Origin of the sequence: Erwinia plantamica (assembly GCF_043420595.1) — a bacterium.
Lineage (GTDB): Bacteria > Pseudomonadota > Gammaproteobacteria > Enterobacterales > Enterobacteriaceae > Erwinia > Erwinia aeris.
In genome coordinates this window covers 190,736-212,694 of record NZ_JBGCUC010000007.1, presented here as the reverse complement: position 1 = coordinate 212,694, position 21,959 = coordinate 190,736, and the positions used below count along the sequence as shown (strand labels likewise).

Here is a 21,959-nt window from a genome sequence, read left to right as displayed (position 1 = left end):
AGGAAGGGCGCTATGGTACTGGAAGGTGGCGCGTTCGTCACCTGTCAAAAAAGCCCCAACTGACCTGTTACCAGTGTAGCAAAGTCATCCTGCACGAAAGGCAAAATGCCTTCCGCAACGGGCTGCAGCTGGCGGGAAAGGTAGTGATCGTAGTCCAGCGGCGTCAGGCGTGCCTCCAGCGGCTCCGGCCCTGACGTGGCGATAACGTAGCGGATCCGGCCGCCTTTTTGATACTGCAACGGGCGGCCCAGCTGGCGGTTCTGCTCATCGGCAAGGCGCGCGGCGCGCACGTGCGGCGGCACGTTGCGCTGATAATCTTCCAGCGGGCGGCGCAGCTTTTTGCTGTAGGTCAGCTGCTCGTCCAGTTCGCCATCCAGCAGCTGCCGCACGGTTTCGCGGATGTAATCCTGATAGGGCTGCCGTTTGAAAATCCGCAGATAAAGCGCCTGCTGAAAATTTTTCGCCAGCGGCGTCCAGTCGGTGCGCACCGTCTCCAGCCCTTTAAACACCATGCGCTCCTGGTCGCCTTCGCGGATCAAACCGGCGTAGCGTTTTTTGCTGCCCTGTTCCGCGCCGCGAATGGTCGGCATCAGAAAACGACTGAAGTGGGTTTCGTACTCCAGCTCCAGCGCGCTGGTCAGCCCCAGCGTTTCCTGCAGATGCTGCTGCCACCAGGCGTTGATTTTTTCCACCAGCCGACGGCCAATCGCGGCGGCCGACGCCTCGTCGTGCGGCGTTTTCAGCCAGACGAAGGTGGAGTCGGTATCGCCATAAATCACGTCATAGCCTTCCGCCTCTATCAGCTCCCGCGTCTGGCGCATGATTTCATGGCCGCGCAGCGTGATGGAGGAGGCCAGCCGCGGATCGAAAAAGCGACAGGCGCTGGTGCCCAGCACGCCGTACAGCGCGTTCATAATGATTTTCAGCGCCTGCGACAGCGGCTTGTTGCCGTGCTTTTTGGCCGTTTCGCGGCCCTGCCAGATCTGACCGACGATCTCCGGCAGGCAGTGCAGGGTGCGGGAGAAACGCGCGCCGCGAAAGCCGCTGACCGACTCGCTGTCGTCGGGATGCGCCATGCCTTCGGCCAGCCCGACCGGGTCAATCAGAAAGGTACGGATAATCGAGGGATAAAGGCTTTTGTAATCCAGCACCAGCACCGAGTCATAAAGGCCTGGCCGCGAGTCCATCACGTAGCCGCCCGGACTCGCCTCCGGCGCGACTTCGCCCATATTCGGCGCAACGTAGCCGGCGCGATGCATACGCGGCAGATAAAGATGGCTGAACGAGGCGACCGAGCCGCCATGCCGATCCGCAGGCAGGCCGTTGACGGTGGCGCGCTCCAGCAGAAAAGGCATGATCTCGGTACGCTGGAAAATGCGCGTGACCAGCTCGCAGTCTTTCAGGTTGTAGTGCGCCAGCGCCGGTTTGTCTTCCGCAAAGCGCTGGTCGATCTCCTGCATCCTGTCCCACGGATTATTAATGGCTTTGCCTTCGCCCAGCAGCTCGCGCGAGACCGATTCCAGGCTAAAGGAGGGGAAATCCCAGAAGGCGGATTTCAGCGCCTCGATGCCGTCGATAATCAGCCGCCCGGTCGCCTGCGCAAAGTAGATCCCCGGCTTGAAGCCGTGCTCGCGCCACTCCAGCGCTTCGCTGTTGCGGCCCAGCCGCAGCGGGATGCCATAGCGGTCGGCATGTTTTTGCAGCATCCTGAGATCAAACTGCACCACGTTCCAGCCGATCAGCACGTCCGGATCGTGTTCGGCAAACCAGGCGTTGAGTTTTTCCAGCAGCGCAGGACGGCTGGCGACATATTCCAGCCTGAAGTCCAGGCGGCTGGCGTCGCCGTTTTCCGGCCCTAACATATAAACCACGCGCTGGCCGCAGCCTTCCAGCCCGATGCAGTAAAGCTCGCCGTGGCGCGTGGTTTCAATGTCCAGCGACACCCACTTCAGCGGCGGGCGATAGTCCGGGTTAGGTTTAAGCCGCGCCTGCGTCAGGCTGCCGCCGACCTGCTGGCCGCTGAACCATACCGGCGCGGTGATAAAACGCTCCATCAGGAAACGATCGGGCGGGCGGATATCCGCTTCATAAACCATCACGCCGTTTTCGCGCAGCAGCTTCTCCAGCTTTTGCAGCTGCCGATACTGTTTGCAGTAAAGCCCGGCGACCGGACGCTGGCGGAAGTCCTTCAGCGTCAGCGGCGTCAGCCTGATATCTTTTTCGGCACGCAGCAGGGTTTCCGCCTGCGCCAGCTGCTGCTGCGGAATAAAGGCGACCGACTCCTGCGGCGGCAGCACGATCCGCTGCGGGCAGTCGTCCGTGGCCAGCCACAGCACGATCTCCGTGCCGCTGGGCGTATCCCGCCAGTGTCGGGTCAGCAGAAAGCCTGCGCGCGCGTCGTTCACCTGAACCTCCTGAGCGGCTGGGAATGGAATACGGGGCTGTTCACCGCCATGCGGGCCTATAATAGCATGTTTATTTATACAGTTCTTACTTCGCCAGCGCCGCTCACCGGCAAGCGCTTTTCTTCTTTACCTGAACAGAAGAAATATCCGCATTCCCATACAAAACAGCGCTTGACGGATCCCGGACGGGCCAGGACAATCCGGCTTTCCAATAAACAGAATGTGAAATCTATGGAAGCCTGGCTGGAACACCTTATAACTCAATCAGTTGCCTGGTCTTTACTGGCAGTAGGCCTGGTCGCCTTTTTCGAGTCGCTGGCGCTGGTTGGGCTGCTGCTGCCGGGCACCGTGCTGATGGCCTCGCTGGGCGCACTGGTCGGCAGCGGACAAATCAGTCTTTATCCGGCCTGGGGCGTGGGGATTATCGGCTGCCTGCTGGGCGACTGGATCTCCTACTTTATCGGCTGGCAGTTCAAAGGGCCGCTGCACCGCTGGTCATTTATTAAAAAGCATCAGCCGCTGATGGATAAAACCGAACACGCGCTGCATCAGCACAGCATGTTTACCATTATTATCGGCCGCTTTATCGGCCCGACGCGGCCGCTGATCCCGCTGGTGGCGGGGATGCTGGAGCTGCCGGTAAAGAAGTTTATCCCGCCTAATTTAATCGGCTGCGTGCTGTGGCCGCCTCTGTACCTGCTGCCGGGCATCCTGGCTGGCGTGGCGATTGACGTGCCGAAGGACGCCAGCAGCAGCCTGTTTAAATGGCTGCTGCTGGCGGTAGCGCTGCTGGTGTGGCTGGGCGGCTGGCTGGGCTGGCGCTGGCTGCGCGCCAAAAAACAACATGACTGGGCGACGGCCTATTTGCCGGAGAGCCGCCTGCGCTGGCTCGCGCCGCTGATGATGGCGGCGGGCGTCGCCAGCTTCGTGGCGATCCAGTTCCATCCGATGATGCCCATCTTCCGCCATCTGCTGTGGCAGGTGTTTATCGGCTAGATCATCAAAAGCGGCCCGGCCGGGGCCGCGCCTGCGACTGCTGAAGGGATAAACAGAGATGCCGGTAAACGTAGACCTGAACGATCTTTACGCCTTTCGGGCGCTGGTGGAATACGGCAACTTCCGCCTTGCGGCGGAGTCGATCTGCTTGTCTCAGTCCGCCCTTAGCCGCCGTATAGACAAGCTGGAAAATGCGCTGGGCCTGAAGCTGTTTGAACGCACGACCCGTCGCGTCAGCCTGACGCTGGCCGGACAAAACTTTGCCGAGCGATCGGGGCGGCTGCTGACGGATTTCGAAGATGTGATGGCGGATCTGAGCGAGGTCAGCCAGAACCGTACCGGGCTGGTCACTGTCGCCAGCGTCCCTTCCGCCGCCTATTATTTTATGCCGGATGTTATCCGCCGCTTTCAGAGCCGCTATCCCAGAGTGCGCGTTAAGCTGATCGACAGCAGCGCCAGCAATGTGTACGACTCCGTTGTCAGCGGCCAGGCGGATTTCGGCATCAGCTTTGCAGGCCGTACGCAGGCGGATATTGAATTTTTGCCGCTGCTGGCGGACAGATACGTCGCTGCCTGTCGGCATGAGCATCCGCTTGCGGGGAGTAAAGCGCTTACGTGGAAGGCGTTTTATCAGCAGGCCTGGATTGGCCTTGATAAGACCTCCGGCAACCGCAACCTGCTCGATCAGGCGCTGGCGCACATCGTGCCGGAACGTCCCAGTATTTGCGAAACCCGCCATGTCACCACCATGCTGGGTATGGTTGAAGCGGGCCTCGGCATTGCCGCCGTACCCGCTATGTCGATGCCGTATTCAGGCCATTCCGTGCTCACCAGCGTGCCGCTGACAGAACCGGTAGTGCAGCGGACGGTTGGCTTACTTAAGCGCAGCGGAAGGGTGCTGTCGCACGTCGCCGCCGAGCTTGAAAAGCTAATTACTGAACGGTAGCCGCCTGGGGCGTTGCCACGGTTTTCAGGCCGGTGGCGCGAATGCTCTCCTGCACCGCCGCCGACGAAAGATAGCGCAGCAGCTTTTGCGCCTCCTGCGCATTGGCCGAGGTTTTCGTTACGGCCCCGGCGAAGCGGGTGGTGTACTGCACGCTGGCCGGCAGCTCGCCGATAAAGGTGACGCCGGCAACGGGAAGCAGCTCGCTAACCTGCTGAAAGCCCAGCGCGTATTGCCCTTCAGCGACAACACGCGCTACCGGGATCCGCTCTATCATCTGCGCCTTGCTCTTCATTTGCTCCGCAATGCCCAGCTTTGCAAACAACTGCCCGCTGACATATCTGCCGCTTGCGCTGTCGGAATAGGCAACGGACTGCGCCTGTAACAGCGCCGCCCGCAGCGCCTGCTCCGTTTTAATGTTGACGGGCGTGGTGCCTTTTTTAACGACCGCGCCCACGGGCGAATCGGCCAGCTCCACGCGGGAGTTTTTAGCCAGCCAGCCCGCCTTATCCAGCTTTTCCAGCGCGTCGCCAACCATAATGACCACGTCCGCCTGTTCACCGCGAGCCAGCCTGGCGGGAATGGCCTGCGGCGACTGGCCCATCGACGGGCCGGATACCGTGGTGATTTTATAGCCCTCCTGCGCGGCAAAACGCGGCGCGAGCTTTTCCCAGGCGGCGCTGAAGCCGCCGGATATCATGACCGTCAACGCTTTGGCCTGCACGCCCGAGCTGAGGAGAAAAAGAAGCGGCAATACACAAAGAAATCTTCCTGTCTGATTCATGATTTTTCCTTAGCTGAGCGGTCTGGCGACCGGCTGAACAGACGTCGCGCTGCGACGATAGAGATAAAGCGTGGCCAGCAGGGCGCATACGGCGGCAAAGCTCATCCAGTATCCCGGCGAGGCTTTATCGCCCGTCAGCTCAATCAGGCCGGTGGAGACGACGGGCGTAAATCCGCCAAAGATCGCTGTCGCCAGGCTATAGGCGAGCGAGAATCCGGCCACTCTGACTTCCGGCGGCATAATTTCTGTCAGTGCCGGGATCATCGCGCCATTATAAAGGCCATAAATAAAAGACAGCCACAGCAGCACGCCCAGCATCATATAAAAGCCCGGCGCGCCAGCGAGCAGGCGAAGGGCAGGCCAGGCGGTGGCGAGCGCCAGCAGCGTCATGGTAATCAGCACCGGTTTGCGGCCGAAGCGATCGGACAGCGCGCCGCCTATAGGAAGCCAGCAAAAATTCGAGATAGCGACCAGCAGCGTAACCAGCAGGCTGTCGGAGGCGCTGAGCATCAGCACTTTCTTGCCGAAGGTCGGGGCGTAAACGGTAATCAGATAAAAAGCCGTGGTGGTCATTGCGACCATCAGCATTCCGGCGATAACCACCTGCCAGTTAGCCAGCAGCGTGGCAAAAACCTGCCTCATCGCCAGATGAGTACGACGGGCGTTAAACTCCTGCGTCTCTTCCAGCTTGCGGCGCAGAACAAAGATGAAAGGCACAATCAGGCAGCCAAACAGAAACGGCAGACGCCAGCCCCATTCGCGGATGGCGGTTTCCTCAAGGAGGGCGTTAAGGGCAAAGCCCATCGCTGCCGCCACCATGATGGCGACCTGCTGACTGGCTGACTGCCAGCTGGTATAGAAGCCCTTGCGTCCCGGCGTGGCGATTTCAGCCAGATAAACCGATACGCCGCCCAGCTCTGCGCCGGCAGAGAAACCCTGAAGTAAACGCCCCGTCAGCACCAGCAGCGGCGCCCAAAGGCCGATGGCCTGATAAGACGGGATAAGCACAATCAGGAAAGTCCCCGCCGCCATGATGGAAAGCGTCACAATCAACCCTTTGCGTCGGCCAACCTTATCGATATAGGCACCCAGCACGATTGCGCCGACAGGCCGCATCAGAAAACCCGCGCCGAAGACGGCAAAAGTCATCATCAGCGAAGCGAACTCGCTACTTGCCGGAAAAAAAGTGTGCGCGATATAGGTGGCGTAAAAACCGAACAGAAAGAAATCAAACTGCTCCAGAAAATTGCCTGAGGTAACGCGAAATATGGCGCCGATGCGGGCGCGCAGGGACAGGGGTAAGCCAGAAGTAAGGTGCATAGCGATCTCCAGTTTGTCAGTGACGCTTTTTGCCGCGCCTGCTTTGAAGACTGGCTGAGTAAATCGCAGTAAATAAGTGCAAAAAGTGCATTGATTGATGTGTCGATGGCATGAATAAGGCCGATACGTATAAAACCGATTGGATTTGTTACGGTTTTATTTTTGAGCGGCTGTCGCTGGGGTAAAAGCGGGTTCTCTTTTTTGTGATGTTATTCATAAAGCTACCTGGGCAGAAGAAGAGAGAAGAGAGAGAAGAGAGAGAAGAGGAAGAAGACGCAGAGAAAAAGGGAGAGGAAGAAGAGGAGTAAGAAGTGGAGGCATCGGCGGAGTTATTCGTTAATTAATTAAATCGTATGGGTTTTTTAAGATGTGGCACTTCATTTTTATTACCGTCCTGGTCAGGCGCGGCTTCAAAAAAAGCGCGATCGAAAAAATATACGTTAATTTCTAGACGACCGGTCTAATCAGGTGTAAGGTTAGTTCATGAACACAGCGACGCATAAACACAAAGACGATGTCCGCGAGCATATCCTCGCCACCGGACAGCGCATCATGGCGGGCAGAGGCTATTCGGCCGTCGGGCTGAACGAAATCCTGACCGAAGCGGGCGTGCCTAAAGGCTCCTTCTATCACTATTTCGGCTCCAAGGATGCCTTTGCTGTCGCCATGCTGGAAAGCTATTTTGCCGACTACCTGGCCGGGCTTGACCACACGATGAGCCAGCCCGGTGCCAATATGGCGCAGCGGCTGATGAACTACTGGCAGCAGTGGCAGGATACACAGTCCTTCCAGGACTGTCAGGGCAAATGCCTGGCGGTAAAGCTGGGGGCGGAAGTGGCCGACCTGTCGGAAAATATGCGACTTGCGCTGGAAAAAGGCACTTCGCAAATTGTGGCGCGGCTGGCTGAAGCCATTGAGGCTGGCGCAGAGGAGGGGTCACTGCGGATTATCGACGAGCCAGGCCGGGTCGCGGAAAGTCTTTACCAGCTCTGGCTGGGCGCGAGCGTGATGGTGAAAATCGTTCGCCACAAAGGGCCGTTTGCCTCAGCCATGCTGTTAACCCGGCATACGCTGGGCCTGGCAGGCTGAAGCGCCGTTTGCCTCAGCCATGCTGTTAACCCGGCACACGCTGGGCCTGGCAGGCTGAAGCGCCGTTTGCTTCAGCGGTCCGGCAAATGCGTGGCCTGGCAGGCCAAAGCGCCGCTAAGCCAGGCGGATAGTTTTATTACAGGTTTACGATCGACAAGGCCAGCAGGCTGGCCTGTTTTTTTACCCCGAGATTAGACGACTGGTCTACTATATATTAATGCCACCATGCGGAGAGACACGATGAAAGTTTTAATGGTTCTGACCTCACACGATCGACTGGGCGACACCGGCCGTAAAACCGGTTTCTGGCTGGAAGAGCTGGCCGCGCCTTATTATGCCTTTAAAGATGCGGGCGCCGAAGTAACTCTGGCTTCGCCGGCTGGCGGCAATCCGCCGCTGGATCCGAAAAGCAACGAGCCGGATTTTCAGACTGAGATGACGCATCGCTTTGAGGCTGACGCCGACGCTGTTGCGCAGCTTGCCGCTACCGTGCGTCTGGACACGATTTCCCAGGCCGATTACGACACGGTATTTTATCCGGGCGGCCACGGCCCGCTGTGGGATCTGGCTGAGGACAAGCATTCCATCGCCCTGATTGAATCTTTCCTCGCCGCAGAAAAACCGGTAGCGCTGGTTTGTCACGCGCCTGGCGTGCTGCGCCATGTGAAAACGCCGGCGGGCCGTCCGCTGGTGGAAGGGAAAAAGGTCACGGGCTTCGCCAACAGCGAAGAAGAAGGCGTCGGCCTGACCAACGTGGTGCCTTTCCTGGTAGAGGATGAGCTGGTGGCGCAGGGCGGCATCTACTCTAAGGGCGCCGACTGGGGCTCTTACGTGGTTCAGGATGGATTGTTAATTACCGGCCAGAACCCTGGCTCCTCAGCGGCAACAGCCGCGCTGCTTCTCAAACAGTTCGCATAATCATCGCTTTCCTGCGGCGCAATGCCGCAGGATCCCATCGGGCCGCGGCTATTGCAGTAGCGGCATCAGCGCGGCTACCAATTTTTCAGGCGAAACTGGCGGCCCTTCCGGCTGCCAGGCGTTCTGCAATTCCGCTATCTCTATACCGATTAAAGACGAACAGGCGAGCACTTCGCAGCAGGCCGTCAGTTCCGCCAGCGTTAATCCTCCCTCTGACTGATAATCTGTCGGCACCGTGCCCGGGGCCAGCACGTCGCAATCCAGATGCACATAAACCGCACGGCCAGCAACGGCCTTACGCAGGCGATCCGGCAAATCTTCACCGGGCGGAAGGCAGGAAATATTGTGCTGCTCGATCAGGTTCACTTCAAAAGGATCGAGATCGCGCTGGCCGACCAGCACGACCTGTTCCATCCTGATACCGCTGCCCAGGCCGGTGTCCCAAAGGCCCAGCGGCCCGGCCAGCGCCAGTCCGCCCAGAAATCCACTGGTGGAAGAAGCCGGCGTATTGAGATCGGCGTGCGCGTCGAACCACACCAGACAAGCATCGGGATAATGTTGCGCCAGCGCGGGCAGCGTCGCCAGCGACACGGCACAGCGGCTGGTGGCCGCTACGGAAACGGCTCCGGAGGCAAACACGGCGGCAAAATGTTGTTGTACCGCGTGCAAATCGGGCATGGCCGCGTCCAGCTCTTCGCGCCAGCCTGCGCTCAGCGCCGGTTTGGGCGTACCGATAACAGTCGGCCGCTGGCCGAGGCAGGATGCCAGCGCGTTACCAAGGGATTTGGCCGCTGGGATCGCAAGATCGTTATGGTCTCCGGCACGCCCCTGAAAAATAGTACAGACAGTGTGGTTTTCGACCATCAGGCTGCTCCGGTTAATTGCCAGGGAGGATTAAACATAAAACAGCGGGGAATGACGCACAAGATGGCATGATGTTTTACACAAAACCCGGCCGTTTGCCATAAACGCAAGCGGCCAGGTGAATACTTTGCAGACTGAAGATACGAGGCGGTTTTCAGACGAAGAAACGGCGGGCCTAAACAGCCAGCCCGTTGACCCTTAACATAAACAGGTCGCCTTCCCGGATTTCCCTTTTTCTTTCCAGCAGCAAATCGAGATCGTCTCTGACGGTAAGATAAAGTCCGCTTAACGACCTGTATTTCCCGCTGCACAGTTTTTCAATATTGATCAGGCTTTGCGTTTCATCAACGGTATTCCCGGCATCTTTTTCATCATATACCCACTGCAAGGCTTTTCCACGAGCGCTGTTGCTGTCGGTGATGGTATCAATCAGATTCGTTACCATGCCGGTGGAATGAACCAGGCCGGGGTGATAGGCGTAAAGAGAGATATTTTCACGCTTCATTTCAACCGCAAGATTTTCGGTTAATTTAATCACGGCCGCTTTGGTTACGGAATAAGAGGTACAATAAGGCCAGCGGTAAACCCCGGCATTACTGACGATATTAATAATAATCCCACGCTTTTTCACACGCATTGGCTTTAGCGCCTCATGCGTGCAATAAGAAAGGCCAAGCAGGTTAATATTGATGGCCTCAAACCAGTCGTCCAGTTCGATATCGGCAAATTTATCTACCGGCCCCCAGACGCCGGCGTTGTTGATCACAACATCAATATGACCAAACTTGTCGGCTATGCTGGCAAAGCAGGCGGCAACCGCGACCCGATCGGTAACGTCGCACTGGAGGCAGTGAACGGCACCGCCAAACTCCTCTTCAAGTTCGGCCAGTCTTTGCGCATCTCTGCCGGTAATAATAACCCGATGATCTTTCGCCAGCGCTCTGGCATAGGACAGGCCAAGCCCTTTAGACCCACCGGTGATTAATATCGTCTTTTTTTGCGCATCAATCATTGCCTGTTTTCCTTTAATAAAATAGATTTCTGGTCATGCTTGCTATATCGCATTAGTAACATATCTTTATGTAACTTACATGACATTCATCATTCATTTTATTTATGGCAGGATAATAGTTTGTTTCTGAGTTGAATTAACAGATGAATAAGGTGATTATTCCTGTACGTTAATATATGGCAATAAAAAGGAAGTTATTTAATAAGTAAATAAAGCCGTCTGGCCCTGTTGATATCAATATATCTGTGCCGTTGCAGGAAAGATGACTTCGTTAGCAGTGCCAGTTTAATGTGGACTGTAGTTATGCCAGTGAATGCTTATGACGTGGCTCGGCTTAAGGCAGAGAGGCCCGGTATGTAAACCAGGCGCCGCCGCCGTTACCGCAGGCTAATGCCTAATATGGCCGCCTCTTTGACCTCACCGTTAAGCAAGGCGGAAGTGCTGCCGTCCCAGAAAATCCGGCCATCGACCACCAGGGCGCTGCGCGGCGTGATGCGCGCCGCATCCTCAATACTGTGCGACACCATCAGCAGCGTCATCTTTCTTTCCCGACAAACTTCATCCGTCAACGCCAGCATCTCTTTACGCAGTGCCGGATCCAGCGCCGAGAACGGTTCGTCCAGCAGCAGGATCGGCTGCTGGCGCACCAGGCAACGGGCCAGCGCGGCGCGCTGACGCTGCCCGCCGGAAAGCTCGCCCGGCAGACGGGTCAGATAGTCTTCCAGACCGACCCTCTCCGCAATCGTCTGCAAGCTTCGCTGCTGTTCCGCCGTCAGCCGCAGCCCCGGATGCAGCCCCAACCCGATATTTTGCGCCACGGTAAGATGGGGAAACAGGTTATTTTCCTGAAACAGCATGGAAACCGGCCGCCTGGCCGGCGGCGTAGCGCGATGATCTTCGCCGTTCAGCCGCAGTTCGCCACTGTCGGCGGTAAGAAAACCCGCTACCAGGCTCAGCAGGGTGCTTTTACCTGCGCCGCTGGGGCCAAGTATCGCCAGGCGCTCCCCGGCCTGCATCGACAGGGAAAAGCGCATCGGCAGATGCTGGTAGATCCAGGTAAGGTTAGTCAACGTCAGCATGGCGTCCCGGCAGTTTTTCAATCAGGGTAAACAAAAGAAAGCAGAGCAGCAGCAGCAGCAGCGCGGTCACCGCGCCATCCTCGCTGCGATAGGCGCCCATCTGCTGGTAAAGCCAGAACGGCAGGGTGCGGAAATCTTCGTTGCCGAACAGCGCCACCACGCCGAAATCGCCGACCGACAGCACGCTGGCAAACGCCAGCGCCTGCGCCAGCGGCCGTTTTAACGCGCGCAGCTCGATCAGCCGCAGACGGTTCAGCCCGCGAATATCCAGCGCCAGACAAAGGCGGCTGTAGCGCTCGGCGATATCGCGCAGAGGATTTTCCAGCACTTTCATCGCGTAGGGCACGGCCATCAGCGCATTGGTAAAGATAACAATGCCGTCCGCAGACTGCGGCAGACCGAGGGTATCGTTCAGCAACAGGAAAAAACCGGTCGCCAGCACGATCCCCGGCATCGCCAGGATCAGCATTCCGCTCAGCTCCATCAGCTGGCCCGCGAAAGGCTGCTGGCGCAGGCGCAGCTCGCGGCTGCTCCACAGCAGCATCGTGGTCAGCAGCACGCAGAGCACGCCGGCGCCCAGGGCGATGCGTAGCGAGGTAAAGGTCGCCTGCCAGAGCGCGGGCTGTTGCAGGACGCTAAACAGGTTGCTGTTCAGGCCGCTGGCAATCACGGCCAACAGCGGCGGCGCGATCAGCAGCAGCAGCAGCAACAGCAGTACGCCGTCCAGCAGCTTCGCGCCCGGCGCTTCCTGCTTATCCCGCCAGCCTTGCAGATGAGTGGTGCCTGACGGCAGCGCTTTACTCAGCCGCTGGCTCAGCAACACCAGGCTCAGGCAGCAGATCATTTGCAGCAGCGCCAGTAAGGCGGCGCGGCCGGGATCGTAATCAAAATTCAGCGCCTGAAAAATCGCCAGCTCGATAGTGGTGGCCTTAGGGCCGCCGCCCAGCGCCAGCACGGTGGCGAAGCTGGCGAAGCAGAGCATAAAGATCAGCGAGCCGACCGGCAGCAGCTGGCGCCGCAGCCAGGGCCACTCAACCAGGCGAAACTGATGCCAGCCCGTGACGCCCAGCTGCGCGGCCAGCTGGCGCTGTTCGGTGGGGATTTGCTCCAGCGTTTGCAGCAGCAGCCTGGCGGCCAGCGGCAGGTTAAAAAAGACGTGCGCCAACAAAATGCCCTGCAAACCATAAGGCGTAAAGTGATAGTCCACGCCCAGCCAGGCGCACAGCGACGCCAGCCATCCCGTACGCCCGTAAACGCTGAGGATACCGAATACCGCCACCAGCACCGGCAGCACCAGCGTCATCGCGCAAAGGCGCAGCACGAGTTGCCTGCCCGGAAAGCGGCGGCGATACAACGCCCGCGCCAGCGGCACGGCGGGCGTCAGCGCCAGCAAAGCGGAGAGAAACGCCTGCCAGAAGGAAAAGCGGAGGACGTGCCACAGATAGCTGTCTTCCCAAAGCGCGCGGGCGCTGACCGGCGCGTTGCGCCCCAGCGCGATAAAGGCGAGCAGCGCCACGGCGACCAGCAGCGTGGCGGCCAGGCAGCCAGGAACGAGGCTGCCTGAAGGCTGATAGCTGGCTAGCGGCTGACGGCGCGTTGCCATTCGCTGATCCATTGGCTGCGATGGCTGGCAACGTTCTGCGACGAATATTGCAGCGTGGTTTTCGGCAGGGTCAGCGTGTCAAAGCCTGCCGGCAGCTTGCCCGCCACGGCGGGATACATCCAGTTGCCCTGCGGAATGGTCTGCTGGAAAGGCTGAGCCAGTATAAACTGCATAAACTTCTGCGCCAGCTGCGGCTGTTTACTGGTTTTAAGCTGCCCGGCGACTTCCACCTGGAGGTAATGACCTTCACTAAAGTCGGCAGCGGCATACTGCGTTTTTTTCTCGGCAATCAAATGATAAGCGGGTGAGGTGGTGTAGCTCAGCACCATGTCGGCTTCGCCCTTCAGAAACAGGCCGTAAGCCTCGCTCCAGCCTTTGGTCACGGTCACGGTTTTCTGCGCCAGCTTCTGCCAGGCGGCGGGCGCGTTATCGCCATAGACTTTCTGCATCCACAGCAGCAGGCCCAGTCCCGGCGTGCTGGTGCGCGGATCTTCGTAGATAATTTTCAGCGGCTGACTGCCCTCGACCAGCTCTTTCAGGCTTTTGGGCGGGTTTTGCAGTTTAGTTTTGTCATAGACAAAGGCGAACCAGCCGTAGTCGTAGGGAACGAAAGTGCTGTTTGACCAGCCGCCCGGCACGGTGACGCTGCGCGTATCGACGCCGCTGGCGGCAAACAGGCCGGTTTTTTCCGCCGCGTCCAGCAGGTTGTTATCCAGCCCCAGCACCACGTCGGCGCGGCTGTTTTTCCCTTCCATACGCAGGCGGTTCAGCAGCGCGACGCCGTCGGGCAGGGCGACATAGCGCAGCTCGCAGCCGCAGTCGGCCTCAAAAGCCTTTTTAATGGCCGGACCGGGTCCCCATTCGGAAGAGAAAGAGTCATAGGTATAGACCGTCAGCGCGGGTTTGGCGGCAACGGCGGAAAGCGAGCAGAGCAGCAGCAGAGGCAGGATTTTTTTTAGCACCTGGAGTTCCTTGAGGGTCAGGCGACGCGCGATCTGAGCAGGTGAAGCACTCTCAAATCCCTACGCCGGTATTAGCCGGGTCAGGTTCGACGGGTTTATCTCAGCGTCGGCCAATGCCGCGCACCCCGTTGAGAACGGCTTATTCTAATGATTTCTACAGGGTAGCGAAAGCATCATGATTCGGGCGGTGCAAACCATGCGGACTTGAAGTCAAACCAGCCCAGCGTATTCATGCGCACCCCGCGCATACTGCGTTCGCCTTCCAGCAGCAGCCAGTGATGGAAAAGCGGATGAAAGTAGCAGTCGGCGATCAGCTGCCTGCTCCAGTCGGCCAGCGGCAGCTGCTGTTCGCGCCAGCGCTGCGCATCCTGCTGCCAGTCAATCGGCACGCAGTGTTGCAGCAGCGGGATCTCATACAGCAGGGCAAACAGCGAAAACTCCAGCGGCAGGGTAAAGTTAGCGCTGCCCAGCCAGATGTCGCTTTCCGCTTCGCCCTGATGCCAGCTGGCGTAATCGACCTGCTTCGTGACCAGCGTCACCCCTTGCGCAGCCAGCAGCGGATGGAGCAAATTAGCAATAGCCTGATGCTCAAGATGATCGCCATACCAGGTCAGCGTAAGCGAGGTCAGGCCCGTCGGCTTTTCCGGCGCGTCCAGATCGCGTCGATGATGCCAGCGCGGCAGCAGCCCGTAGGCCGGAAACCAGTAGCGCTGATAGCCCGCTCCGGCGCGGTTCAGCAGCGCTATCGGGTTGGCGATGGCGCTGACCCAGCGACGGATCTGCTCGTCCCGTCCCAGCGGCGAACGCTGGTCGAACAGCAGAAAATAGCAGCCTTCTTCAAGGCGGCTCTCTTCCGATTTTTCATCCAGGCTGCCGCCTTCCAGCCTGACGCCGGAATAGACCAGCTCCTCGCTGATTTCCGGTAATACCCAGATGTTGACCTCATCAAGCAGCGCGCGGTAGCCGAAATAGGCGTCGAAGGCTTCGATCTTAAGCTGGCTCTGCTGATTACGCACCACGGCATAAGGCCCGGTGCCGACGGGCTGACGGCTGAAATCGGGCAGAAAAGGCCACTCTTTCGGCACGATCAGCGCGCCGACGCCCGCCAGCAGCCACGGCAGCCAGCGGTCGGGCTGGTGCAGATGAATATCCAGCGTCCAGGGCGTGGAAGAGTGAATACGGACGATATTGGCGAAAAGCGGCTGCGTCCGCGCGCGTTCCAGCGTGGCGATCACATCCGCCATCTCCAGCTCGCGTCCGTGATGGAAATGCACCGCAGGGCGTAAATAGAAGCGCCAGTGCAGCGAAGAAACCGACTGCCAGTGGTGGGCGATATCCGGCTCGATTTCCCCGTTTTCCTCATTTATGCGCGTCAGGCCGCTGAAGATCTGCCGGGCCAGATGCGTTTCCGAACGACGCAACGCGGTGGCGGGATTCAGGTTCAGCAGCGAGCGATAATAGAGCACCCGCAGGATATGTTTTCCCTGGCGAAAGCTGCGGCCGAGATGAGAGAGCAGCATCTGCCGCACGGTATTTTTATCGCCGACCAGCTGCACCAGCTGATCGATGCGATCCTGCTCCAGCAGGTCTTCCGCGCGCTGCTGCTGAAGCGCCAGGCCCGTATAGTGAAACGTCAGCTTCGAGCGCTTGCCGCGCCCGGCTTCTGCCTGCCAGGTTAGCCAGCCCGCCTGCTGCATGGCGCCAAGCAGGTTACGCATATGGCGACGCGAACAGCTAAGCTGGAGCGCCAGCTGGTCGAGCGTGGTTTCCTGCGGCTGGCCCTCGCAGCTCTGCCAGAGCCGGATAAACTGCTGCTGTAAACGCGTTGATTGCATAAAAGGGGAACTCTTGCTGAAAAGTCGCCTGTTTTTCTTGCCCTATATTAAGGCAATACTGGTTAGCGATGAAAGTGCGGGAGGCATTCTTTTGAATGGCGCGCTTTCAAGACTTTATATCTGAGTAAGGTGTGCTTTCACCAGCCAGCAGGCGTCTTGCCCGCTGGCTTTTTTCATTTCCCGTTTTCTTCTATGCTTGCTGTTTGCGCCCGCGTGCGGGCCTCTTTATTTGCAAGGGATGTGGTATGAAATCGTTGCTTACGCGTCAACGTCGTATTAACCCGGTTTACCTCGCTTTTATGGCTGTCTCTTTTATGGTGGGTATCGCGGGGGCGCTACAGGCGCCAACGCTGAGCCTGTTTCTGACGCGCGAAGTGGGCGAGCGGCCATTCTGGGTGGGGCTGTTTTATACCGTGAACGCAATTGCCGGTATTGCGGTCAGCCTGCTGCTGGCGAAACGATCGGACAACCGTGGCGATCGACGTATGCTGATCCTCTTTTGCTGTCTGATGGCGACAGGCAACGCGCTGCTGTTCGCTTTTAACCGCGATTATCTGACGCTGATCACTTTTGGCGTGCTGCTGTCGGCGCTGGCCAGCGTCGCCATGCCGCAAATTTTTGCGCTGGCGCGCGAGTATGCGGACAGCTCTGCGCGTGAAGTCGTGATGTTCAGTTCGGTAATGCGCGCCCAGCTTTCGCTGGCGTGGGTGATTGGCCCGCCGCTCTCTTTCGCGCTGGCGTTGAACTACGGCTTTACCACCATGTTTTCCGTTGCCGCCGCGCTGTTTGTGCTCTGCATCGCGCTGATCTGGTTTGCGCTGCCTTCTGTACCACGGGTGGAACAGTCGCCGGAGGTGGTTATCACGCAAATCAGCGCGTGGAAAAACAGAGACGTGCGGCTGCTGTTTATCGCCTCTCTGCTGATGTGGACCTGCAACACCATGTATATCATTGATATGCCGCTTTATATCAGCAGCGTGCTGGGCCTGCCGGACAGGCTGGCGGGCCTGCTGATGGGCGTGGCGGCGGGCCTGGAGATCCCGGCGATGCTGCTGGCCGGGCACTATGTTAAGCGCTTCGGCAAGCGCAATATGATGCTGTTTGCCGTGGCGGCGGGCGTGCTGTTTTATCTGGGGCTGGTGCTGTTTCACTCGCGTGCGGCGCTGCTGGCGCTACAGATTTTCAACGCTATTTTTATCGGCATCATCGCCGGGATTGGCATGCTCTATTTTCAGGATCTGATGCCCGGCAGACCGGGTGCGGCCACCACGCTTTTTACCAACAGCATTTCGACCGGCGTGATCCTGGCGGGCGTGTTGCAGGGCGCGCTGGCAGAAACGTTCGGCCACTATTCGGTTTACTGGGGCGCGCTGATCCTCGCCGTCGCGGCGTTGGCGATGTCGGCTAAGGTGAAGGATGTTTGAGTGGAGGGAAGCGGCCCGCTCGGGCCGCTTTTAAACCGACTGAAGCTAGCGCAAGAACGCTGGCTGCCGCCGTTCGTACTCGCTGATGCTGGCTTCGTGCTGCAGCGTCAGGCCAATACTATCCAGCCCGTTCAGCAGGCAGTGACGACGGAAAGGATCGATGCTGAAAGCGTAACGCTTGTCGCCTGCCACCACTTCCTGCCTGTCCAAATCCACGGTAAAGCTGACGCCCGGCTCGGCGGCGACCCGTTGAAACAGCGCATCCATTTCGGCTTCGCTTAACGTCACCAGCAGCAGCTGATTATTAAACGCGTTATTGGCAAAAATATCGGCGAAATCACTGCCGATAATCGCCTGGATACCGTAGTCGGTCAGCGCCCAGGGCGCGTGTTCGCGCGAAGATCCACAGCCGAAGTTCTCCCTCGTCAGCATAATGCTGGCGCCGCGAAAGGCCGGTTTATTCAGGATAAAGTCAGGGTCAGGGATCTGACCTTCCGCATCCTTGTAGCGCCAGTCGTAAAACAGGTTGCGGCCAAAACCGGTGCGCGTCACCATCTGTAAAAACTGCTTCGGGATAATGGCGTCGGTGTCGACGTTGGCGGCGTCCATTGGCACCACCACGCCCGTATGCTGCGTAAATTTTTTCGCCATAGTTACTCCTGATCCAGCTCGCGGATATCGGCAAAGTGACCGGCTACCGCCGCAGCGGCGGCCATCGCCGGGCTGAGCAAATGCGTACGTCCGCCACGGCCCTGACGGCCTTCGAAATTACGGTTGCTGGTTGAGGCGCAGCGCTCGCCCGGACTCAGGCGATCGTTATTCATCGCCAGACACATCGAGCAGCCGGGCAGGCGCCATTCGAAACCGGCAGCCAGAAAGATTTGATCCAGACCTTCCGCTTCGGCCTGCGCTTTGACCGGCCCGGAGCCGGGCACGACGTAAGCCTGCACGCCAGCGGCGATTTTATGCCCTTTGACCACGGAGGCCGCCGCGCGCAGATCCTCAATACGGGAATTGGTGCAGGAGCCGATAAATACCTTATCAATCCGCACGTCAGTCAGCCTGATGCCCGGTTTGAGATCCATATAGGCCAGCGCTTTTTCCGCCGAGGCGCGTTCAATGGGATCGCTGAAGCTGGCCGGATCGGGGATGACGTCGTTGACGGCGATCACCTGGCCGGGATTGGTGCCCCAGGTGACCTGCGGCGCGATCTCACTGGCATTAAGCGTCACGACTTTATCAAAGCGGGCACCGCTGTCGGATTTCAGCGTGCGCCAGTAGGCGACTGCCTGTTCCCAGGCCCGATCTTTGGGCGCAAACTGGCGGCCCTTCACATAATTAAACGTGGTCTCATCCGGCGCGACCAGGCCCGCTTTCGCGCCCAGCTCAATCGCCATATTGCATAGCGTCATGCGGCCTTCCATGCTGAGCTGCTCCACGGCCGGGCCGCAGAACTCCACCACGTGCCCGTTGCCGCCGCCGCTGCCGGTTTTACCGATGATCGCCAGCGCGATATCCTTGGCGGTAATGCCCGGCGCCGTCTGCCCCACGACTTCGATTTTCATGGTTTTAGCGCGCGACTGCTTCAGCGTCTGCGTTGCCAGCACGTGTTCGACTTCTGACGTGCCGATGCCAAACGCCAGCGCGCCGAAAGCGCCGTGGGTAGAAGTATGCGAATCGCCGCAGACGATGGTCATACCGGGCAGCGACATGCCCTGTTCAGGCCCGATAACGTGCACAATGCCCTGAAAAGGATGCTTCAGATCGTACAGCCGCACGCCGAATTCTTCGCAGTTTTTGATCAGCATCGACATCTGAATGCGCGCCATCTCGCCGCTGGCGTTGATATCCCGCGTTTGCGTAGAGACGTTGTGATCCATCGTGGCGAAAGTTTTACCCGGCTGACGCACCGGGCGGCCGTGCGCGCGCAGACCGTCAAAAGCCTGCGCCGAGGTCACTTCATGCACCAGGTGCCTGTCGATATAAAGCAGCGGCGTCTCGTCAGGCGCTTCATACACGACATGGGCGTCAAACAGCTTCTCGTATAATGTTTTCATAATCAGGCTTCGCGGATAAATCGGGCGATAACGGAACCCATCTCCTCGGTGCCGACGGCGTCGCCGTCGCCAGCCAGGTCGCCGGTACGGTAATTTTCTGCCAGCGCGCGGCTGATGGCCTGCTCAACGGCATCGGCCGCGTCGGCGGCTTGCAGGCTGTAGCGCAGCAGCAGCGCCAGCGACAGGATCTGAGCGACAGGATTGGCAATATTTTTTCCGGCGATATCCGGCGCGGAGCCGCCTGCCGGTTCAAACAGGCCAAAACCCTGTTCGTTAAGGCTGGCGGAAGGCAGCATCCCCATCGAGCCGGTAATCATCGCGCACTCGTCGGAGAGAATATCGCCAAACAGGTTAGAGCAAAGCATAACGTCGAACTGTGAAGGTTCTTTGATCAGCTGCATCGTGGCGTTATCAATATACATATGATGCAGCTCGACATCCGGGTAATCCTGCGCCACTTCCGTTACGATCTGCCGCCATAAAATGGACGATTGCAGCACGTTTGCTTTATCAATCGACGTCACTTTTTTACGGCGCTTGCGGGCAGATTCAAAGGCGATGCGGGCGATGCGTTCGATCTCGAAGCGGTGATAAACCTCGGTATCAAAGGCGCGCTCGTGCTGGCCGCTGCCTTCACGGCCTTTCGGCTGGCCGAAATAGATGCCGCCGGTCAGCTCGCGCACCACCAGAATATCGAAGCCTTTGGCGGCGATATCTGCGCGTAGCGGGCAGAACGCTTCCAGCCCCTGATGCAGGCTGGCCGGCCGCAGGTTGCTGAACAGTCTGAAGTGCTTACGCAACGGCAGCAGCGCGCCGCGCTCTGGCTGCTCCGCTGGCGGCAGGTGTTCCCATTTCGGGCCGCCGACGGAGCCAAACAGGATCGCATCCGCCTGTTCGCAGCCCGCCACGGTGGCTGGCGGCAGCGGCTCGCCGTGACGGTCGATGGCAATGCCGCCGACGTCATACTCGCTGGTGGTGATGCGCAGATCGAAACGCTGACGTACCGCATCCAGCACCTTCGCGGCCTGCGCCATGACTTCCGGCCCGATGCCGTCGCCCGGCAATACGGCAATATGATAAGTCCTTGTCATTATACGGCTTCCTTTTCGTTGGCTTTGCGCTGCAGTTCCTGCTCGACCTGACGCGCGCGCCAGATATTGTTCAGGGCGTTAATCATGGCTTTGGCGGAGGATTCCACGATATCCGTCGCCAGGCCCACGCCGTGGAATTTACGGCCGTTATAGTTCACCACGATATCAACCTGGCCCAGCGCGTCTTTGCCGTGGCCTTTGGCGGTCAGCTGATATTTCACCAGCTCGATATCAAAGTCGGTAATACGGTTGATCGCCTGGTAAACGGCATCCACCGGCCCGTTGCCCGTCGCGGCTTCGGCGATAGATTCTTCTCCGCAGTTCAGCTTGACCGAAGCGGTTGCCATCACGCTGGAGCCGGACTGCACGCTGAAGTAGTCCAGGCGGAAATGTTCCGGCTCTTCGTTCTGCTTGTTAATAAAGGCCAGTGCTTCCAGATCGTAATCGAACACCTGGCCCTTTTTATCGGCCAGCTTCAGGAAGGCGTCGTACAGGCTGTCCAGATTGTAATCCTGCTCTTTGTAACCCATCTCCTCCATGCGGTGTTTCACGGCCGCACGACCGGAGCGAGAGGTCAGGTTCAGCTGGATTTGGTGCAGGCCGATCGATTCCGGCGTCATAATTTCGTAGTTTTCGCGGTTTTTCAGCACGCCGTCCTGGTGAATACCGGAGGAGTGGGCGAAAGCGCCGCTGCCCACCACGGCTTTATTGGCCGGGATTGGCATATTGCAGATCTGGCTGACCAGCTGGCTGGTGCGGTAGATTTCCTGATGGTGAATATGGGTATGCACGTTCATCAGCTGGCTGCGGGTTTTTATCGCCATGATGGCTTCTTCCAGCGCACAGTTGCCCGCACGCTCGCCCAAACCGTTAATGGTGCCCTCAATCTGGCGCGCGCCAGCCTGCACGGCGGCGATAGAATTGCCGACCGCCATGCCCAAATCGTCATGGGTATGCACTGACAGGATCGCTTTGTCGATATTGGGTACGCGGTTGCGCAGCTGGGTGAAAATGTTGCTGTACTCGCTCGGCAGGGTGTAGCCCACGGTGTCAGGGATATTGATGGTAGTGGCGCCGGCGTTGATGGCGGCTTCCACGACGCGGCACAGATCGTCGATTGGCGTCCGACCGCCGTCTTCGCAGGAAAATTCGACGTCGTCGGTGTAGTTACGCGCATGTTTTACCATGCGCACGGCGCGCTCGATCACTTCCGGCAGCGTGCTGCGCAGCTTGGTGGCGATATGCATGGGCGACGTCGCCAGAAAGGTGTGGATGCGGTAGGCTTCGGCCACGCGCAGCGCTTCGTAAGCCGCATCGATATCTTTTTCCACACAGCGGGCCAGCGCGCAAACACGGCTGTTTTTTACCTGGCGAGCGATAGTCTGCACGGATTCGAAGTCGCCTGGCGAAGAAACCGGAAAACCGACCTCCATCACGTCAACGCCCATACGCTCCAGCGCCAGCGCTATCTGCAATTTCTCTTTCACGCTCAGGCTGGCCTGCAATGCCTGTTCGCCATCACGCAGCGTGGTATCGAAAATAATAACTTGTTGGCTCATCAGATAATTCCTTTCATG

General features: G+C 58.7%; 18 protein-coding genes and 1 riboswitch. Of the genes, 5 read left to right on the top strand and 13 right to left on the bottom strand.

The window, feature by feature from the left end; translation table 11 throughout:
* Nucleotides 1–44 precede the first annotated feature (44 nt).
* Entirely contained in the window at nucleotides 45–2,405 is a 2,361-nt protein-coding gene (polB, locus tag AB3U87_RS09770) for a DNA polymerase II (protein ID WP_394148899.1), read from the bottom strand.
* A 231-nt stretch (nucleotides 2,406–2,636) separates the two neighbouring features.
* On the opposite strand from polB, the gene AB3U87_RS09765 reads away from it, so the two are divergent.
* Nucleotides 2,637–3,401, top strand: a complete 765-nt coding sequence (locus AB3U87_RS09765) for a DedA family protein (protein ID WP_253455306.1) — start codon at nucleotides 2,637–2,639, stop codon at nucleotides 3,399–3,401.
* 58 nt (nucleotides 3,402–3,459) lie between these two features.
* A complete protein-coding gene (gene psrA / locus AB3U87_RS09760) occupies nucleotides 3,460–4,347 on the top strand; it encodes an L-proline-binding transcription factor PsrA (RefSeq protein ID WP_301730723.1) in 888 nt (295 codons plus the stop codon).
* Here the strand turns inward: psrA and AB3U87_RS09755 are convergent.
* Nucleotides 4,334–5,128: a substrate-binding domain-containing protein gene (locus AB3U87_RS09755; protein WP_301730722.1), complete on the bottom strand. Its 795-nt coding sequence runs from the start codon at nucleotides 5,126–5,128 to the stop codon at nucleotides 4,334–4,336. The genes psrA and AB3U87_RS09755 overlap by 14 nt on opposite strands.
* 9 nt (nucleotides 5,129–5,137) lie before the next feature.
* On the bottom strand, nucleotides 5,138–6,448 hold the full coding sequence (tcuC, locus tag AB3U87_RS09750; protein WP_301730721.1) for an MFS transporter: 1,311 nt from the start codon (nucleotides 6,446–6,448) through the stop codon (nucleotides 5,138–5,140).
* 483 nt (nucleotides 6,449–6,931) lie between these two features.
* Between tcuC and AB3U87_RS09745 the strand changes: the two genes are divergently transcribed.
* Together AB3U87_RS09745 and AB3U87_RS09740 are read left to right on the top strand one after the other, a co-directional pair.
* Complete coding sequence (locus AB3U87_RS09745) at nucleotides 6,932–7,537, top strand: TetR/AcrR family transcriptional regulator (RefSeq protein WP_369895544.1); 606 nt, start codon at nucleotides 6,932–6,934, stop codon at nucleotides 7,535–7,537.
* Between the two features lie 240 nt (nucleotides 7,538–7,777).
* Entirely contained in the window at nucleotides 7,778–8,455 is a 678-nt protein-coding gene (locus AB3U87_RS09740) for a type 1 glutamine amidotransferase domain-containing protein (RefSeq protein ID WP_253455301.1), read from the top strand.
* A gap of 48 nt (nucleotides 8,456–8,503) precedes the next feature.
* Here AB3U87_RS09740 and AB3U87_RS09735 read toward each other — a convergent pair whose 3' ends face one another.
* From AB3U87_RS09735 to sgrR, 6 genes are all read right to left on the bottom strand, one after another.
* Nucleotides 8,504–9,319 (bottom strand): arginase family protein, encoded by an 816-nt coding sequence (locus tag AB3U87_RS09735; RefSeq protein ID WP_301251468.1) that lies wholly within the window; start codon nucleotides 9,317–9,319, stop codon nucleotides 8,504–8,506.
* A 175-nt stretch (nucleotides 9,320–9,494) separates the two neighbouring features.
* Nucleotides 9,495–10,331 (bottom strand): SDR family oxidoreductase, encoded by an 837-nt coding sequence (locus AB3U87_RS09730; RefSeq protein WP_253455299.1) that lies wholly within the window; start codon nucleotides 10,329–10,331, stop codon nucleotides 9,495–9,497.
* 377 nt (nucleotides 10,332–10,708) lie between these two features.
* Complete coding sequence (thiQ, locus tag AB3U87_RS09725; protein WP_301251466.1) at nucleotides 10,709–11,410, bottom strand: thiamine ABC transporter ATP-binding protein ThiQ; 702 nt, start codon at nucleotides 11,408–11,410, stop codon at nucleotides 10,709–10,711.
* On the bottom strand, nucleotides 11,394–13,013 hold the full coding sequence (gene thiP, locus AB3U87_RS09720; protein ID WP_301251464.1) for a thiamine/thiamine pyrophosphate ABC transporter permease ThiP: 1,620 nt from the start codon (nucleotides 13,011–13,013) through the stop codon (nucleotides 11,394–11,396). The genes thiQ and thiP overlap by 17 nt, the downstream gene beginning before the upstream one ends.
* Nucleotides 12,989–13,975 carry a thiamine ABC transporter substrate binding subunit gene (gene thiB, locus AB3U87_RS09715; protein WP_301251463.1) on the bottom strand — a complete coding sequence of 329 codons (987 nt, stop codon included), beginning with the start codon at nucleotides 13,973–13,975 and terminating at the stop codon, nucleotides 12,989–12,991. Before thiB ends, thiP begins: the two co-directional genes overlap by 25 nt.
* 39 nt (nucleotides 13,976–14,014) lie before the next feature.
* A riboswitch (TPP riboswitch) is annotated at nucleotides 14,015–14,113 on the bottom strand.
* Between the two features lie 35 nt (nucleotides 14,114–14,148).
* The gene (gene sgrR, locus AB3U87_RS09710) at nucleotides 14,149–15,810 is read right to left on the bottom strand and encodes an HTH-type transcriptional regulator SgrR (RefSeq protein WP_369895541.1); all 1,662 of its coding nucleotides are present in this window, start codon (nucleotides 15,808–15,810) and stop codon (nucleotides 14,149–14,151) included.
* Between the two features lie 245 nt (nucleotides 15,811–16,055).
* On the opposite strand from sgrR, the gene AB3U87_RS09705 reads away from it, so the two are divergent.
* Nucleotides 16,056–17,234 (top strand): sugar efflux transporter, encoded by a 1,179-nt coding sequence (locus AB3U87_RS09705; protein WP_253455294.1) that lies wholly within the window; start codon nucleotides 16,056–16,058, stop codon nucleotides 17,232–17,234.
* A 45-nt stretch (nucleotides 17,235–17,279) separates the two neighbouring features.
* Here the strand turns inward: AB3U87_RS09705 and leuD are convergent, their stop codons facing one another.
* From leuD to leuA, 4 genes are read right to left on the bottom strand one after another with little or no spacing between them, the layout of a single operon-like run.
* Entirely contained in the window at nucleotides 17,280–17,885 is a 606-nt protein-coding gene (gene leuD / locus AB3U87_RS09700; protein ID WP_253455293.1) for a 3-isopropylmalate dehydratase small subunit, read from the bottom strand.
* A 2-nt stretch (nucleotides 17,886–17,887) separates the two neighbouring features.
* Nucleotides 17,888–19,291, bottom strand: coding sequence for a 3-isopropylmalate dehydratase large subunit (gene leuC, locus AB3U87_RS09695; protein ID WP_301730716.1), 1,404 nt, complete (start codon nucleotides 19,289–19,291; stop codon nucleotides 17,888–17,890).
* 2 nt (nucleotides 19,292–19,293) lie between these two features.
* Complete coding sequence (gene leuB, locus AB3U87_RS09690) at nucleotides 19,294–20,382, bottom strand: 3-isopropylmalate dehydrogenase (RefSeq protein ID WP_394148898.1); 1,089 nt, start codon at nucleotides 20,380–20,382, stop codon at nucleotides 19,294–19,296.
* Complete coding sequence (gene leuA / locus AB3U87_RS09685; protein ID WP_253455290.1) at nucleotides 20,382–21,941, bottom strand: 2-isopropylmalate synthase; 1,560 nt, start codon at nucleotides 21,939–21,941, stop codon at nucleotides 20,382–20,384. Before leuA ends, leuB begins: the two co-directional genes overlap by 1 nt.
* Nucleotides 21,942–21,959: the final 18 nt, after the last annotated feature.

Bases quoted from the DNA above. Each gene is read 5' to 3' on its own strand.
- AB3U87_RS09765 (WP_253455306.1), top strand. From the start codon at position 2,637: ATGGAAGCCTGGCTGGAACACCTTATAACTCAATCAGTTGCCTGGTCT.
- psrA (WP_301730723.1), top strand. From the start codon at position 3,460: ATGCCGGTAAACGTAGACCTGAACGATCTTTACGCCTTTCGGGCGCTG.
- AB3U87_RS09755 (WP_301730722.1), bottom strand. From the start codon at position 5,128: ATGAATCAGACAGGAAGATTTCTTTGTGTATTGCCGCTTCTTTTTCTC.
- tcuC (WP_301730721.1), bottom strand. From the start codon at position 6,448: ATGCACCTTACTTCTGGCTTACCCCTGTCCCTGCGCGCCCGCATCGGC.
- AB3U87_RS09745 (WP_369895544.1), top strand. From the start codon at position 6,932: ATGAACACAGCGACGCATAAACACAAAGACGATGTCCGCGAGCATATC.
- AB3U87_RS09740 (WP_253455301.1), top strand. From the start codon at position 7,778: ATGAAAGTTTTAATGGTTCTGACCTCACACGATCGACTGGGCGACACC.
- AB3U87_RS09735 (WP_301251468.1), bottom strand. From the start codon at position 9,319: ATGGTCGAAAACCACACTGTCTGTACTATTTTTCAGGGGCGTGCCGGA.
- AB3U87_RS09730 (WP_253455299.1), bottom strand. From the start codon at position 10,331: ATGATTGATGCGCAAAAAAAGACGATATTAATCACCGGTGGGTCTAAA.
- thiQ (WP_301251466.1), bottom strand. From the start codon at position 11,410: ATGCTGACGTTGACTAACCTTACCTGGATCTACCAGCATCTGCCGATG.
- thiP (WP_301251464.1), bottom strand. From the start codon at position 13,013: ATGGCAACGCGCCGTCAGCCGCTAGCCAGCTATCAGCCTTCAGGCAGC.
- sgrR (WP_369895541.1), bottom strand. From the start codon at position 15,810: ATGCAATCAACGCGTTTACAGCAGCAGTTTATCCGGCTCTGGCAGAGC.
- AB3U87_RS09705 (WP_253455294.1), top strand. From the start codon at position 16,056: ATGAAATCGTTGCTTACGCGTCAACGTCGTATTAACCCGGTTTACCTC.
- leuD (WP_253455293.1), bottom strand. From the start codon at position 17,885: ATGGCGAAAAAATTTACGCAGCATACGGGCGTGGTGGTGCCAATGGAC.
- leuC (WP_301730716.1), bottom strand. From the start codon at position 19,291: ATGAAAACATTATACGAGAAGCTGTTTGACGCCCATGTCGTGTATGAA.
- leuB (WP_394148898.1), bottom strand. From the start codon at position 20,382: ATGACAAGGACTTATCATATTGCCGTATTGCCGGGCGACGGCATCGGG.
- leuA (WP_253455290.1), bottom strand. From the start codon at position 21,941: ATGAGCCAACAAGTTATTATTTTCGATACCACGCTGCGTGATGGCGAA.